Here is a 14,500-nt window from a genome sequence, read left to right as displayed (position 1 = left end):
CAATTAGTTGTCATTTAGAGCAGTGACACCTGGCAAGTCTTTCCCCTCCATAAATTCAAGAGAAGCGCCTCCACCAGTAGAAATATGATCCATCCTGTCACCAACGCCGAATTTCTCAACAGCCGCAGCAGAATCGCCGCCACCAATGACTGTATAACCAGCTGTTTCTGCCATCGCTTGTGCAACGCGTTTCGTGCCGCCCGCAAATGGCTCCAATTCAAAGACGCCCATCGGCCCGTTCCAAATGATCAATTGAGACCCTTTAATAACATCCGCATACAACGCTGCTGTTTCTGAACCAATGTCCAGCCCCATCCAGCCTTCTGGGATTGCATCGATTTTTACAACTTTCGTGTTTGCATCTTTCGAGAATTCATCCGCCACAACGACATCAATCGGCAAGTACAAGTTGACACCCTTGTCCTTCGCTTTTTGAATAAACGACTGTGCTAATTCGATTTTATCTTCTTCTAAAAGTGAGTTACCAATCTCATGACCTTGTGCTTTCGTAAAGGTATACGACAAGCCGCCACCGATGATTAGGTTGTCCACCTTATCTAATAAGTGATCAATGACACCGATTTTATCTTTTACTTTTGCGCCACCGATAATCGCTGTGAATGGTCGTTCTGGATTGGACAACGCTTTTCCAAGTACGTCCAATTCTTTTTCAATCAACAGGCCAGATACAGCTGGGATATGCTCAGCAATACCCGCTGTTGAAGCATGGGCACGGTGTGCAGCACCGAATGCGTCATTGACAAAGACGTCTGCAAGGTCTGCGAAACTTTTTGCCAAAGCAGGGTCGTTCTTTTCTTCTCCCGCATGGAAACGTACATTTTCAAGCAGCACAATATCGCCATTTTCCATCGTTGAAATGGCTTTCTCTACTTCTTCACCAATAGACGTATCGAGTTTTGTTACCGGTTTACCAAGCAATTCTGCAAGCTTTTCTCCTGCAGCTGTCAGTCGCATATCCTCGTTTACTTCGCCTTTTGGACGACCAAGGTGACTCGCTAAAATGACTTTCGCTCCCTGTTCTACCATGTATTCGATTGTCGGGATTGCCGCTCGGATTCTTGTATCATCCGTTACGCTCCCATTCTCCATTGGCACATTGAAATCCACGCGACAAAATACGCGTTTCCCTTCAAGCTGCATATCCTTCATCGTCTTTTTTGACTTCATGAAAAATGCCCACCTCCAAGATTATTAAGACAACTTTGCCTCGACGAATGGATGCCCACATTACGATCTACAGGCTTCGTCAAAAACGACAGTTAAAAATGAGGAACGAGGTATTCCCCCGTTCCTCTTACCCAACTATATTATAAGGGGTCTTGTCATGAATGGCTATGATTAACTTGCTTCAGCAGAAGTCCCCTACTGAAGCAAGTTCAAGCCTCTGTCATAATCAATCTACTTATAGACCTTTATGATACATGTGAAGTGCTAGGTCGATACAACGTGCAGAATAAGCAGACTCGTTATCGTACCAAGAAATTACTTTTACCATGTTATTTTCAAGAACCATTGTCGATAGGCCATCTACTGTCGAAGAGCTTGTGTTGCCGTTATAGTCTCTTGAAACAAGTGGTAATTCGTTATAGACAAGCACACCTTGTAGTTCATTGTCAGCTGCTTTTTTGAACGCATTGTTAACATCTTCAACTGTCACGTCTTTGTCTAATTCAGCAACAAAGTCGACGAGTGAAACGTTAGGTGTTGGTACGCGAACTGCCATACCGTCAAGTTTGCCTTTCAATTCAGGAATAACTTTCGTTACTGCAGATGCAGCGCCTGTTGTTGTTGGAATCATATTTTCAGCAGCCGCACGTGCGCGACGGTAATCCGAATGCGGTAGATCCAAAATGCGTTGGTCATTTGTGTATGAGTGAACTGTCGTCATCAAACCACGTTTCACGCCAAATTGTTCGTGAAGTACTTTGACAACAGGTGCAAGACAGTTTGTCGTACAAGATGCATTTGACACGATGTTGTCGTTTGCCGGATCGTATGACTCGTGGTTAACACCCATTACTAATGTTGTGATATCGTCTTTCGCTGGAGCAGACAAGATGACTTTCTTCGCGCCCGCTTCAAGGTGTTTGTTCAAACCAGCTTTGTTCGTAAATATACCTGTTGAATCAACAACGACATCGACGCCAATTTCGCCCCACGGTAGTGCGGCTGGATCTTTCTCTGCATATACTTTTACTTGTTTACCATCGACAGTAATGAAATCATTATCCGCACTAACTTCTCCGTCAAATACACCATGAACAGAGTCATACTTCAAAAGATGTGCAAGCATTGCTGCGTCCGTCAAATCGTTCACTGCTACGATTTCAATTTCCTCTTGTTTCAAAGCTTCGCGGAATACTCTGCGTCCAATACGTCCAAATCCGTTAATTGCAAGTTTTAAAGTCATTTAAAATTCCTCCATTTTTGTATGTTTTTCTTGATGTCCCAAAACGTCTATTCACTCTATCTTATTCCCTGAAACGGTCGTCTCAATCCTTATTTTCTTCTTTAGCGACGAGCAATTTCAGCATTTCATTGGCAGCGCCTTCGTCTGTCACTAAAATCGTTTGCTTCGGTGCGCTTGCCATATAAGCCATAATTGCCTCCGCCTTGTTGCTGCCACCAGCAACTGAGATAATGAGCGGAATACGCTCTAAATGGCTTGTTTGAATGCCAACCGTTCGAAGACTGTGCACAATATTGCCTGCTGCATCGAAATAGTAACCGAAGGCTTCTCCTTTAGCGCCACGATCTTGTAGCTTCTGTCGTTCTTCCACAGACGAGTTACGCATTTCTGCCATTGTCTGCGCATCCCCAATGCCATGAAGGACACAATCTGTCGTTTCATATAGATGAAGCATTTTCAAAACAGAAGGCTCTTTACGAAATGCTTGATGCGCTTCTTCACTCAACGATTCTGGATAATAAAATGTACTATACGTACCTCCACTCGCTTCCGCAAAAGACGCTGCAATAACATTCGCTTGTAGGCCAATATCTTCTCCCACACCACCACGCGCTGCGATAAACAACATATCGTCCGTTTCACTGAATGTATCAATATTCGCTGGAATCGATGCCATCGTACTTCCGCCCGTGACTGCTACAATTTTCCCATCATCAATTTTCGTAATAAATTGCTTGGCCGCCTCTATACCGAGTAGATTTTTTGCGGCGGCATCCGTTTCACAATTGCCCGCAATGACTTTCACAGTTCGGATGCCTAAATACTCAGCAAGCCGCTTCGCGATCGTCGTGCGTCCTGACCATTCTTCCATTGCCGACTCAAGCTCTACAAGAACCGTCCCACCTTCAGTCGTAATCGAAGCTCCCTCTTTCGCTACACGGATCAGATTTTGGGCACGTAAAATGTCCATCATCGTACGTGTTTCTCGTTCAGAAATGCCTGCAATTTGACCAAGTGGCCGCCTACCAATAGGGCCCGTCATCTTTATAAATTTCAATACACGATATCTTTGCTGCATAAGCTCCATCATTTCAGGAACTAACTTTCTTTGTGCATCTAACATAGTGTATAGTACTCTCCTTCTTGAAGGGACACCTTTCGTCCCTAATAATAAAAAACCGTCCCACCGAAGGCAAAAAAAATATTTCTACGTCCACTATACCTCCTTCCCTTTTATATTTCAACCCAAAGGAACTAATTTTCAGAATAGGTCAATGATATCTACGTAGCCTATCGAGCCAAATAACAAGACTTCTCCCTCTTTTTCAATGACAGGAATCATCAACATATACTTCTCATGACTCTTATCATCCGTTTCAATATTGACTGTCGTCCATGTCAGCGGAAAATCCTCCTGCGCCAGCTTCATCATCAGCTCCGCCTCATCACAAAGATGACAACCCGGCTTTGTATATAATGTCACATGCATGCTAAACACCTCGTTGTAATAGTACGTACATTATAAATGAAATATGGAGAGCATGCACAAGATAGCCATTACATAACGATTTCCAGTCCGCTTTCGGTTTAGGGTTCACAACAGCTTCATGAGGTGGAATCAATTCCTCCTGTTATCAAGGAAAGTGTGCAGAGATGTGAATTCATCACATCCCTGCACATAAAAATACCCCGATAATGGTATAGAAAATCGTTCTATCTAAAGCAACCCAAATGCAATTGTATACAAAGCGCTCATTTTTCCTTCTGCTTCTTCTTTTCACTTTTTGCAGCCTTATCGGCTTTATCAAACTCTTCGTTGTACAGCACTTCTTGTGCTGAAGTCAGTCCATTATTTTTATCGGTCATTCGTTCATGTGGCTCTCGCTTTTCAGTCATTTGTAGATTCTCCTTCCCTTCGTTACATAAAGTGCTCCATTTTTTTGATTTCATACTGCATTATGAAATCAAAAAAACGATAGACAAGAGCGCTACAATCCCTCTCATCTATCGTGCAAATTGTCATATACCTCTTTTCCTAACGCTGCTTGGTAGTAGTAGATATGTCCACCACGCTCTTCCATCCTCACATGCCCTATGGATTCCAAATAATTCAAGTTGCTAATCGTTTGCATAAAAGCCGTTTTAAAACGCCATGATGGAAATCCTGTATAGACGCATTCAGCTACCTGAAACGCCGTACTCCCTTCCTCTTGAATCGCATGATAAGTCTGTTTCCACCTTTTTTTATAGTGAACCTTCATCTCTTCGACGCGTGCGGATATATCCGTCATCAGATCTCCATGACCTGGCAACACATATTGAGATGGATACTTTGTCATCTTCTCTAAGGAATGTAGATAATCCGCCAACGGGTTCGTGCCTATCTGTTCAGAGCCGATAATGGGATTGATCGTTTTCAAAATATGATCTCCTACGATTGAAATCTGTTCCTTTTTATTGTAAAAACAGAAATGATCCGATGAATGCCCCGGTGTCCAAATCGTTTCGTAGATTGAATCACCTAAGGGAATTTCCTCTGACTCTTCAAATAATCGAGTCGGCTCAAACTCAAATGTATCAGGCTTGTAATAGGGTTCGTCATGCGAAGGCTCTGATTCGTCGCCGTGTAAGCGAACAAAAGGAGTAAGCGGACTTGTGTATTGGTCAGCGGTAAAAAACGAACGTGCTGTCAGCAAATTGTCATAGCCCTTCGTTGACATCCATATCGGTACGTTCCATTTCCGTTGAAACCATCCAGCCAAGCCCAGATGATCGGGATGGGCATGAGTCAATACGATTTTTTCAATCGGTAGCCCATCCGCCAATGTTTTCAGCCATACCGCTTTCGCTTCCTCCGTATTATCGCCCGTGTCCACGATGGTAAAACCGTTCGCACCTTCAAGTAAATAACTATTTACTTCTCCCATATTAAAAGGCATCGGCACTTTCAACCGGAAGATCCGGTCTACTATTTTAGTCAGCATGTCTAGCGTCTCCCCTTTAGCGAACCATAATGTTCCCGCCATCTACCATTATCGTCTGCCCCGTAATATAGTCTGCGTCACTACTTGCCAAAAAGACCGCCGATCGCCCAATATCATGCTCACAATCGCCAAGGCGTCCCATTGGAATTAAAGACACCATTTTATTGTATGCATTCGTTTGCGTTTCTTTCATCGTCTCAACGCCTGGTGAATTAGCGATAGGTGAAATCATATTCACTGTAATGCCATAGCGTCCCCATTCATTCGCCGCAACGCGTGAAATGCCACGAATCGCTTCTTTTGCCGCCGCGTAGGAAGCCTGCCTACTGAGACCAATCATCCCCGCACCTGACACGAAATTAATGACCTTGCCTTTCGATTCTTTTAAGTGTGGCAAAGCACTTTGCATTAAGAGGAAAGTCGGCCAAAAACCTGTATCGAGTGAGAAATTCATAATGTCTTCTGTCGTCTCTTCGAACGTAACATTTTTGGTGGCATGCGCATTATTGACTAAAATATCAAGCTGACCAAATCGCTCGACTGCTCGCTCTATTAAACTCGGTAACTGATCACGCTTTTGCAAATCCGCCTGCATATAATAGGCGTCGCACCCTAAATCACGTAATTCTTGCTCAGTATTTTTCCCCTTATGCTCATTCAAACCAACAAATGCGATGGACGCCCCTTCTTTCGCAAACGCATGACAAATCCCTCGTCCGATTCCCGAAGACCCACCTGTAATAAACGCTACTTTCCCTTTTAACTTCATCTGTAATTCCCCCTTTGTTTGTGCTCACATAGTGGTATTTCAAAATGCCGCTCTTTAACTATATCAATTACGCCTCGGCGTAATTGCGTCCAGATTTTTTCGAGCTCGCTCGAAAAGCTCCTCTAAAAAATCTGTGACATCCGCCGGAGGCTTGGGCCTGCACGATGCAGGTCATGCAGGCATTGCCACAGGACGTGGCGACCTTAGCCTGCGTTCCTCTATCGTTCAGCGGGGCGTTTGAACACCCACTGAACAGTAAAACAAAACCACATTCATCTCGCCACCTATCGAGGTGGAAGTTTTCTGTAGCTGACGCTTCGCTTTCAGTACAAAAAGATTTGCTGAATGAAGATAAATTGAAACAAAGAATTCCATTAATAACGTTTTGGCGCTTGCGGATGCCTCCCGCCATAAGCTGGGCGGAAAATCACTGCCCGTCTTACGGCTTCGGCGACCGCTTGTAAGGCGCCTTCGCTGGATAGCAAATGAAAATCATAAGTTCAACCTACCACACAGATATGGTACTATTAACAAAATTCTAAATTTATTCACGAGATTAGGAGGCCTGCAATTATGCCAATGCCCGCAGACTTAATCATCCATAATGTTTCCGTCATTACAATGGACCCCCTTTGTCCACATGCCATAGGCGTTGCCATCACCAATGGAAAATGCGTAGGGCTTATTCATAATGAGCAGGAAGCCTGGCCTTTAGCTCCCCACGGCCAACGAATAGATGGACAAGGTATGACGTTATTACCCGGACTAATTGACGCACATTGTCATCTCCGCGCACAAATTAGCCGGGATTTAGCCGTATCTTGTGGTCACGAAGATGTTGATAGCATCGAAGACATTCAACTAACCATTCGCGAGCGTGCCAACTTGCTGTCGCCCGGGACATGGATTCGCGCAACAGGCTATGATCTTTTCTATTTACAAGAACAGCGCCATCCTACTCGATGGGATTTAGACAAAGCTACTTCCAATCATCCTGTCCGCTTGCGTCATGTGACTCGCCATGCCACGGTACTAAATAGTGCAGCACTAGCGCTAGCTGGCATCGGACCTGAATCCATAGATCCACCTGGAGTGACAGTAGAACGTGATGCAACAACTAACATGCCCACCGGTTTAATTTACGGTGGAGATGCATGGCTCTCCCAACATGTGTTGCCCGCATTAACGACTGACGAGCTGCATATCGGAGCGAAGCAGTTGCAAAGCACATTGTTACGTACAGGAATAACCGCTGTACAGGATGCCACGCCAACAAATACGCTTTTTGACTTGCAGTTTTGGTCGTCCTGTATACAAGATGGCTGGCCCATCACCATTCAACTCATGACAGCAGAACAACATCATGAACAATTGACCAATGCCCTTGTGTCGGCGCCTGACTCTCTTAAAAAGCGACTGGAAATGGGACCTGTCAAAGTTGTCATAGAAGCGCTTCCCCATCTCTTTCCAGATCCACATGAACTGTCACAATTAGCCGCCGAAGCGACTCGCCGTGACATTCCTTTGTCCATCCATGTTGTGGACCCTGAAATGACTTGGGCCGCCATTGAAGCGATTCGTTATGCGACTGAACGTTATCCTGAAAAATCAATTCGCCATCGCTTTGAACACTTAAGCCTATGCCCCGATGCTTTTTTACCTGACATCTCCGCATTAGGCATTACCGTCGTCACAAATCCTAGTCTCATTCACGACCACGGCGACCGTTATCACACCAATGTAGACGTTGCCGAACATAGCTGGCTCTATCGAATGCACAGCGTACTCGCGGCAGACATTCCGCTCGCTGCTGGTTCAGATGCCCCAGTTGCTTCCTTCAATCCTTGGATTGGCATTCAAACAGCTTGTACACGTGCCACATTATCTGGAGCAATATTAGGCGACAGCGAGAAACTCGAACGGCAGCAAGCATTGGCCTTATATACGACCGGCGCTGCAAGAGCAGCTGGCTGGGAATTATCACGCGGCATGATCCGTCCTGGGTTTCACGCTGATGTAATACTCGTCGATCAAAACCCGCTCACCTGCTCAATTGATGCACTCCGTCACACGCAAGTTGCGGCAACATGGATTGATGGCAAGCTCGTCTATCATCCCAACCTACAAGGTTAGCCGAACTTTCTAAATTGTAGTATAATTGATAGAGTGTTAAACAATGAAAAGGAGGGTAAGTATGTCTGCTAATAAAACCATTCACCAATTAAATACAGTTAATAATGCAATATCGCTCTTAACATTGTTTCTAAAGCGAGACGCCATCGGTCTTGTAGAAATCGAACAAGAATTAGGGATCAGTAAGACTGCGGCCTTCCGATTAGTCGTCACGATGACAGATCGCGGAATGTTAGTAAAAGACGAAAAAACAAAGCGCTATCATCCAGGACCTCTATTATTTCAGCTCGTTCGGAAGTTTCAGGTCAATGACGTGGTTACCGTCTCGCAACCATTTGTTCAAGAGTTAGCTACGCTCACAAACGAATCCGTCTATATTTCGATTCGAACGGGAAACAAATACATATACTTATCCGGGATTGATAGCCCTCAACTCTTAAAAGTAACAATCCCATTCGGCGACGAAACCGATTTATATTTTGGTGCAGCGGGTACATTACATATGGCATTTATGTCTCCAGCTGACCTTGATGTCTATTTCAAACGAACAGAATTCAAATCTTTTACACCTAAAACACTAACTGACTCGACTCAATTGCAAGAAAAACTCGCTCATATTCGAGATGTCGGTTATTCAACAAGCCTTGGAGAAAGGATGTCCGATTCCGGAGCTGTCGCAGCCCCCATCTGGGATCAAGGAGAAGAACCTGTGGCCACTATCGGCGTCTATTTACCCATGACGCGGATGACTTCTGACAAACAACAAGAACTCACGAATCTCGTTGTTCAGTATGCCAATAAAATTTCAGCTGAACTCAGGGAAGATCATAACACTACTAAAACGTTGCCATGACAACGTTTTAGTAATCTACCTTTTTACTACGCTGGGTCCATGACCGTGCTACTAGCACACGCTCCCGCGCTAATCCTTGTGCTAACGGCATATCCATGCCATGCGCCACTAAGGACTTTATCCAACTAGCGGTCTTGGCATTCTGTCCTACGACCGCTTTCATATAATCAATCGTGTCTTGCATTAGCTCTTCTTCCGGTACAATCCGGCTAATCATCCCCATTTGATACCCTTCTTCAGCAGTCACTCGATGGCCACCTAACGCAAAATCAAGCGCTTTCCCATGACGCAGCAGTCTCGGTAAACTCTGAGTCCCTCCCGCTGCGGGGATCATGCCTAATTGCGCCTCTGGAAGAGCCAGTTTCGTGCCCGGTGATGCAAAGCGAAAATCACAAAGCATCGCCATTTCTAATCCTGAACCTACCGCAAACCCATGTAACACAGCTGCAATCGGCTTCGACAAACGTCGAATCTCCTCCCATAAATCATGTTGAAGCCTGATACGACGTTTTCGAATGACCGTTGTTTGTGTGCCGAACTCGGTTAAGTCCGCCCCTGCACAAAAACCGCGTCCTGCCCCACGTAAAATGACCGCATCTACTGTCGTGTCATCACGAATAGCCGCAATGATTTCATAGAGCTGATCGCGCATCTCTACATCAAAAGCATTTAGCTGCTCAGGACGATTCAATGTGATGATTGCAATATTTTCATCCTTCTCCATATGTACTGATTTCATAATGCATCCCCCTTTGACTAGTCTTTTCGCGCTTCCCGTTACAAGATCATTCGCCCTTAAAGTTTGCTGGACGCTTTTCTAAAAAGGCCGTAACCCCTTCCATCCGATCTTCACTCGTTTGTAGCAACATATACATATCTAATTCCAAGCGTAGAGCCTGTTCCAACGGTAGCTCACTACCCCTTAACAGACATTCCTTCGTATATTGCATAGACAATGTAGACATACTTGCCAGCCGCCTGCCTTCCTCGCAAGCCTCTGCCCAAAGCAGTTCTTCGGATGAAATCTTATTCACTAACCCTAGCGCATATGCTTCACTCGCTTCAATCGGTTCCACTCCAAGCAACATAGACATCGCAGGCCCTTTACCGATTAAACGCGGCAATCTTTGCGTAATACCTCCAGCCGGTACAACACCTCTTGTCGCTTCTGGAATCGAAAACAAAGCATTGTCTGCTGCATAGCGAATATCGGCTACACACGCTAAGCTGAGCCCCAACGAGGAACATTGACCGTTCAATGCCGCAATAATCGGATACGGTAAGCGGGACCATTCCTCAACAGCCGCACTCGCTAACGTCACGGTTGCATACGTCTCGTCTTCTAGCGTATTGACTGTTCCCAATGCATTTGTTAACCCTACAGAAAAATTCGGTCCACGAGCTCCTAATACAATAACCTGAATCTCATCTTGCTCCGAAAACATCCGTGCAACACTCATTAGTTCCTGCGACAAACCTGCCTCAAATTGATTATGATGGTCAGGATTATTCAATAAAACATAAGCCACCTGATTTTCAATAGACACTTCGAGATAATGATAATTCATAATATCCCTCCTATATTATTGTTCTGTACATTCAGCCTGCTGTTAAATGAAAGTTGCTTCTTTTTCAATCAGCTTTTTCACATAGTCTGTATGCTGCCCAAGTTCGGGTGGCGGATAAAACGAAGTATGCCAACCTTTGCTATCCCAAGGCATACCAAGCAATTGACTCCCGTCCTCTAGACGAATGGTTGCCAATCGCGCATCATGCGCCAAATCAACAAGGTCTCTCACTTGAACGGGCTGCGCTACAGTAGATGCGGGTACTTCCTCAGTTAAATAATCCCCTATAAATTGACAAGCTGTCTCATACTGGGAAAGATCCACCCTCAGGCCGATCCCTTGACGATGATGCTGAAAAAGCGCCGCCACTAGCGCAAAGGCGCCATGAATCCCAGCCCCAATATCACTTAGAGAAAAACCCGGAAGTCTTGGCTGCCCATCCGAATACTGTGTCAGCGATGCAACTCCAGACATCGATTCTAATGTAGGACCATAACCAACAAAATCACGATAAGGCCCTGTCTGTCCGAAAGCCGAGAGTGAAACAATCGTCAAGTCCGGCCGATGCTTCCATAACTCTTCGCACCCCAACCCAAAATTCGACATCACACGTGGGCTGAAATTTTCCACAAGAACATCACTTGTTGCCACTAATTCTAAAAAGGTTTGTCGATCCGTTTGCAAACGTAAATCTAGCTGAATGCCCAGCTTATTGCGATTCAGCTCCTTGAAAAATGGAGAGGATGCACATTGATCTGACCGAATACCATCAGGGCGATGAGGCGCTTCCACCTTAATCACTTCCGCCCCTAAATCTGCGAATAATCGCGTACAATACGGTCCTGACCACATACTTGTTACATCTAAAACTCTAAGCCCCTTCCAAGATGGTGCGTTTCCGGATGTAGACTGTTCTTTAGAGAAAGCAGGACCGGCATGCACTTTCCAAGGTATTTGAACGCTTGTCGTACTCGCGTTACTGTGACCCCAAAATTGTCTAGCCGCTAGTTGAGAACAATCGCGTACCTCTTCAAGCGTTTGCACTTTAGCAAAAGGTAGACGAAAAAGTTGTCCCGTCACAAACAGCTCTTCTCGGGTCATTCCCCGAGTCCACTTAGCCAACTCTTCCTCTAACGTTTCGCAATCTGCCTGCCGCCCAGTATTCTGCTGCCATTCTGGGCGCGAAGGAATCTCTGACCATCCCTCAAGCAACTCCCATTTCTCATCTACCGGCGCACCAACAAACGTCCAGCCGTCCGCGGATGGTAAAATGGACATCGGTGTTAACTCATGATGGCGGTTCCCTTGTCGACTTCGCGTTTGACCAGTAGCTAACTGCTTAGAATATGCTCCCTCAAGCGCACTAACAACAATCGCTAAACTATTAATTTGTACGAGACGTCCTTTTTCCGTCCATCGATTTTCTAAAAGCGCCATCATTCCAGCTGTTGCGGCATGTGCCCCTACAAGATAAGCAGCAGGATGGCCACCGACCTGCAAGGGCTTTTTCTGCGCATCCCCCGTTAAAGTCATCCATCCACCTAATGCTTGTAGCGCATGCTCTTCCTCCACATCCACCTCTGCCGGAAAATCCAAGCGAATACCTACACGACTAATCAACAGTGCGTCCGTTACCAATTGGTCCAGTTCTTGCTCCAAATGACTGTCCCACAAAATCATGTCCCATGATTGACCTAGTAAACGTGTCACAACTTTGCCCGCTTCACTGCGAGTCATTGTCTGAATCACCTTTTTTTCCCGATCTCTAAAAGGAGTACTTTCTTCTGCAGCACTTACTATTTTCGTAACCCTTGCACCGCTATTCGCAAGAAGTCTGCCCGCGTATCCTCCAGAAGGACCTCTTGTTAGTTCCAATACACGAACGCCAGCTAACAGCTCATTTTCTAAACCGTTCACTATTTCTTTCACTCCCCTGGGCTATGACAGTACGGACTTCCTGCGCTGATTTTATTAATCCGCAGTAGGCAAAGCGACTGGTTGCTTCAACTGCATTTCCACACCACAACACTCGACTGCCCCATCCCCCGCTTTCGTGCATAACACTTCTACGCCACATTCTTTACATTCAAAACGTTTACCTAGTTGGTTTGCCATACGATCATTCCGCCTTTCCTATTCAATCAATTACGCCTCGGCGTAATTGCGTCCAGATTTTTTTCGAGCTCGCTCGAAAAGCTCCTCTAAAAAATCTATGACATCCGCCGGAGGCTTTATCTTCGTTCAGCTGGCGTTTGAACACCCACTGAACAGTAAAACAAAACCGCATTCATCTCGCCACCTATCGAGGTGGGAGTTTTCTGCTGAATGAAGATAAGCCTTACATGATTCATTTATTCTCTACGCTAGTGCCACAACATTTCAGCTCGGCATTCGGCGTTGCCTTGATGACAATAAACTCACTCTGACAAGCTACACACTTATATTTCGTCCCAATTTTAACGGCCATCATCTTCCACCTCCTATTCGGATAAACCCTTTACAATGCTTTTACTTTCGCACCTAACGGGACATCCCCAATTAGCTCATTTTGCTCTAATGCTGCTATTTCTTCAGCTGTCAGCCCTAAAATATCCTTTAACACGTATTCGTTATGTTGACCCAGTGTCGGTGCCGGGCTGCGGTGCTGGAGACGTTGTCCCGAGAATTTAACTGGCCAGCCCGGATACGCATGCGTGCCTGTTAGCTCCCGCGTCACCTCTTGGAACATATCAGCTAAAAAAGGATCCGTCTCTAACTCGTGAATCTCAAGTACTGGCCCAGCATTCACACCTGCTTCTTGCAACAGATTGGCTGCTTCATAATGACCAAACTGTGCTGTCCAGCTTTCTACGAGCTGGTCTAACGCATCATGATGCACACAACGGTCCGCCGCTTTTTGGAAGCGCTCGTCATTTGCCCATTCCAGTTGCCCGGTCACTTGGCAAAACCTTTGCCACTCATCGTCATCTGTAATGGCAAGCGCTACCCAAGAATCTTCTCCCTTACAACGATAAATACCATGTGGCGCCATATTCGGTTGACGATTTCCTTCACGTCCCCAATTACGCTGATTCATCGAATAGTCAGCGATGGGTTGCCCCATTAAATTGGCATTCGCCTCGACCTGCGCAACTTCGATCAATTGCCCTTCCCCCGTCTTTGCGCGATGTTCCAATGCCGCGAGTAAGGCATAAGCGGTATGAAACCCTGAAATTACATCCCCGACACCTGAAATAATCATCGGGTTTCCATCGCGATACCCCGTGATTTGTGCGAGGCCAGCTAAAATTTCAAACGTATAGGCAAAACCAGGCTGATCGCTGTATGGTCCGCTTTTTCCATACGCCGGCATCGACAACATAATGATTTTAGGATTAATGTCACTCAAGCGCTCGTAACTCAATCCGAAATTTGCCATGACGCGCGGAGTAAAGTTTTCAATGACTACATCACTTTTCGCAACAAGCTCTTCAAACAACCGAACACCTTCGGGCTCATTCAAATTAAGAGTAAGACCTAACTTATTTAGATTCGCAGCATTAAACTGTGGTCCTAACTCCCACCAATTCTCACGAGGCGTTGACATCGTATATCTAAAACCATCGGGTGCTTGCACAGATTCAAGCTTAATGACTTCTGCTCCTTGTGCACCTAGATATGACGTACAAATCGGCCCCGACCACCACATCGATAGGTCTAGTACTCGTATTCCTTCTAACGGTAAGGATGCCATCATTTCCACTCCTCCCTTTCATCCAACCT

16 protein-coding genes are annotated in these 14,500 nt (G+C 45.6%); 3 read left to right on the top strand and 13 right to left on the bottom strand.

Features of this window, described 5'->3' with window-relative positions; translation table 11 throughout:
- Nucleotides 1-3 precede the first annotated feature (3 nt).
- The 7 genes from MKY34_RS07705 to MKY34_RS07675 form a co-directional block, all read right to left on the bottom strand.
- Nucleotides 4-1,188 (bottom strand): phosphoglycerate kinase, encoded by a 1,185-nt coding sequence (locus MKY34_RS07705; protein WP_342514601.1) that lies wholly within the window; start codon nucleotides 1,186-1,188, stop codon nucleotides 4-6.
- Nucleotides 1,189-1,423: 235 nt separating this feature from the next.
- A complete protein-coding gene (gene gap / locus MKY34_RS07700; RefSeq protein WP_342514600.1) occupies nucleotides 1,424-2,431 on the bottom strand; it encodes a type I glyceraldehyde-3-phosphate dehydrogenase in 1,008 nt (335 codons plus the stop codon).
- 82 nt (nucleotides 2,432-2,513) lie between these two features.
- On the bottom strand, nucleotides 2,514-3,554 hold the full coding sequence (locus tag MKY34_RS07695; protein WP_342514599.1) for a sugar-binding domain-containing protein: 1,041 nt from the start codon (nucleotides 3,552-3,554) through the stop codon (nucleotides 2,514-2,516).
- Between the two features lie 138 nt (nucleotides 3,555-3,692).
- Nucleotides 3,693-3,920, bottom strand: a complete 228-nt coding sequence (locus MKY34_RS07690; RefSeq protein WP_342514598.1) for a glutaredoxin family protein — start codon at nucleotides 3,918-3,920, stop codon at nucleotides 3,693-3,695.
- Nucleotides 3,921-4,183: 263 nt separating this feature from the next.
- Complete coding sequence (locus MKY34_RS07685) at nucleotides 4,184-4,327, bottom strand: YfhE family protein (RefSeq protein ID WP_342514597.1); 144 nt, start codon at nucleotides 4,325-4,327, stop codon at nucleotides 4,184-4,186.
- Nucleotides 4,328-4,431: 104 nt separating this feature from the next.
- Nucleotides 4,432-5,415 carry an MBL fold metallo-hydrolase gene (locus MKY34_RS07680; RefSeq protein WP_342514596.1) on the bottom strand — a complete coding sequence of 328 codons (984 nt, stop codon included), beginning with the start codon at nucleotides 5,413-5,415 and terminating at the stop codon, nucleotides 4,432-4,434.
- Between the two features lie 16 nt (nucleotides 5,416-5,431).
- On the bottom strand, nucleotides 5,432-6,184 hold the full coding sequence (locus MKY34_RS07675; RefSeq protein ID WP_342514595.1) for an SDR family oxidoreductase: 753 nt from the start codon (nucleotides 6,182-6,184) through the stop codon (nucleotides 5,432-5,434).
- Between the two features lie 164 nt (nucleotides 6,185-6,348).
- Here MKY34_RS07675 and MKY34_RS07670 point away from each other — a divergent pair, with 164 nt between their 5' ends.
- The 3 genes from MKY34_RS07670 to MKY34_RS07660 all read left to right on the top strand — a co-directional run bounded on the left by MKY34_RS07670 (nucleotide 6,349) and on the right by MKY34_RS07660 (nucleotide 9,170).
- Nucleotides 6,349-6,648 carry a hypothetical protein gene (locus MKY34_RS07670; protein WP_342514594.1) on the top strand — a complete coding sequence of 100 codons (300 nt, stop codon included), beginning with the start codon at nucleotides 6,349-6,351 and terminating at the stop codon, nucleotides 6,646-6,648.
- Between the two features lie 109 nt (nucleotides 6,649-6,757).
- The gene (locus MKY34_RS07665) at nucleotides 6,758-8,317 is read left to right on the top strand and encodes an amidohydrolase (protein ID WP_342514593.1); all 1,560 of its coding nucleotides are present in this window, start codon (nucleotides 6,758-6,760) and stop codon (nucleotides 8,315-8,317) included.
- A gap of 61 nt (nucleotides 8,318-8,378) precedes the next feature.
- Nucleotides 8,379-9,170 (top strand): IclR family transcriptional regulator, encoded by a 792-nt coding sequence (locus MKY34_RS07660; protein WP_342514592.1) that lies wholly within the window; start codon nucleotides 8,379-8,381, stop codon nucleotides 9,168-9,170.
- Nucleotides 9,171-9,177: 7 nt separating this feature from the next.
- Here the strand turns inward: MKY34_RS07660 and MKY34_RS07655 are convergent, their stop codons facing one another.
- From MKY34_RS07655 to MKY34_RS07630, 6 genes are all read right to left on the bottom strand, one after another.
- Nucleotides 9,178-9,909, bottom strand: a complete 732-nt coding sequence (locus MKY34_RS07655; protein ID WP_342514591.1) for an enoyl-CoA hydratase/isomerase family protein — start codon at nucleotides 9,907-9,909, stop codon at nucleotides 9,178-9,180.
- A 46-nt stretch (nucleotides 9,910-9,955) separates the two neighbouring features.
- Nucleotides 9,956-10,738, bottom strand: coding sequence for an enoyl-CoA hydratase/isomerase family protein (locus MKY34_RS07650; RefSeq protein ID WP_342514590.1), 783 nt, complete (start codon nucleotides 10,736-10,738; stop codon nucleotides 9,956-9,958).
- Between the two features lie 42 nt (nucleotides 10,739-10,780).
- Nucleotides 10,781-12,655 carry a CoA transferase gene (locus MKY34_RS07645; RefSeq protein WP_342514589.1) on the bottom strand — a complete coding sequence of 625 codons (1,875 nt, stop codon included), beginning with the start codon at nucleotides 12,653-12,655 and terminating at the stop codon, nucleotides 10,781-10,783.
- A gap of 54 nt (nucleotides 12,656-12,709) precedes the next feature.
- Nucleotides 12,710-12,853 (bottom strand): hypothetical protein, encoded by a 144-nt coding sequence (locus MKY34_RS07640; protein WP_342514588.1) that lies wholly within the window; start codon nucleotides 12,851-12,853, stop codon nucleotides 12,710-12,712.
- A 232-nt stretch (nucleotides 12,854-13,085) separates the two neighbouring features.
- Nucleotides 13,086-13,208, bottom strand: coding sequence for a hypothetical protein (locus MKY34_RS07635; RefSeq protein ID WP_342514587.1), 123 nt, complete (start codon nucleotides 13,206-13,208; stop codon nucleotides 13,086-13,088).
- Nucleotides 13,209-13,235: 27 nt separating this feature from the next.
- Nucleotides 13,236-14,474: a CoA transferase gene (locus tag MKY34_RS07630; RefSeq protein WP_342514586.1), complete on the bottom strand. Its 1,239-nt coding sequence runs from the start codon at nucleotides 14,472-14,474 to the stop codon at nucleotides 13,236-13,238.
- Nucleotides 14,475-14,500 lie beyond the last annotated feature (26 nt).

The sequence above is a fragment of the Sporosarcina sp. FSL K6-1522 genome, from assembly GCF_038622445.1.
Classification (GTDB): domain Bacteria; phylum Bacillota; class Bacilli; order Bacillales_A; family Planococcaceae; genus Sporosarcina.
The sequence above is the reverse complement of the archived record's forward strand: the minus strand, read 5'-3'. Positions and strand labels throughout refer to the sequence as shown.

Excerpts from the sequence above, each read along its gene's own strand:
- MKY34_RS07655 (WP_342514591.1), bottom strand. The coding sequence starts at position 9,909 with ATGAAATCAGTACATATGGAGAAGGATGAAAATATTGCAATCATCACA.
- MKY34_RS07640 (WP_342514588.1), bottom strand. The coding sequence starts at position 12,853 with ATGGCAAACCAACTAGGTAAACGTTTTGAATGTAAAGAATGTGGCGTA.
- MKY34_RS07630 (WP_342514586.1), bottom strand. The coding sequence starts at position 14,474 with ATGATGGCATCCTTACCGTTAGAAGGAATACGAGTACTAGACCTATCG.
- MKY34_RS07705 (WP_342514601.1), bottom strand. The coding sequence starts at position 1,188 with ATGAAGTCAAAAAAGACGATGAAGGATATGCAGCTTGAAGGGAAACGC.
- MKY34_RS07695 (WP_342514599.1), bottom strand. The coding sequence starts at position 3,554 with ATGTTAGATGCACAAAGAAAGTTAGTTCCTGAAATGATGGAGCTTATG.
- MKY34_RS07690 (WP_342514598.1), bottom strand. The coding sequence starts at position 3,920 with ATGCATGTGACATTATATACAAAGCCGGGTTGTCATCTTTGTGATGAG.
- MKY34_RS07650 (WP_342514590.1), bottom strand. The coding sequence starts at position 10,738 with ATGAATTATCATTATCTCGAAGTGTCTATTGAAAATCAGGTGGCTTAT.
- MKY34_RS07670 (WP_342514594.1), top strand. The coding sequence starts at position 6,349 with ATGCAGGTCATGCAGGCATTGCCACAGGACGTGGCGACCTTAGCCTGC.
- MKY34_RS07665 (WP_342514593.1), top strand. The coding sequence starts at position 6,758 with ATGCCAATGCCCGCAGACTTAATCATCCATAATGTTTCCGTCATTACA.
- MKY34_RS07685 (WP_342514597.1), bottom strand. The coding sequence starts at position 4,327 with ATGACTGAAAAGCGAGAGCCACATGAACGAATGACCGATAAAAATAAT.
- MKY34_RS07680 (WP_342514596.1), bottom strand. The coding sequence starts at position 5,415 with ATGCTGACTAAAATAGTAGACCGGATCTTCCGGTTGAAAGTGCCGATG.
- MKY34_RS07635 (WP_342514587.1), bottom strand. The coding sequence starts at position 13,208 with ATGATGGCCGTTAAAATTGGGACGAAATATAAGTGTGTAGCTTGTCAG.
- gap (WP_342514600.1), bottom strand. The coding sequence starts at position 2,431 with ATGACTTTAAAACTTGCAATTAACGGATTTGGACGTATTGGACGCAGA.
- MKY34_RS07660 (WP_342514592.1), top strand. The coding sequence starts at position 8,379 with ATGTCTGCTAATAAAACCATTCACCAATTAAATACAGTTAATAATGCA.
- MKY34_RS07675 (WP_342514595.1), bottom strand. The coding sequence starts at position 6,184 with ATGAAGTTAAAAGGGAAAGTAGCGTTTATTACAGGTGGGTCTTCGGGA.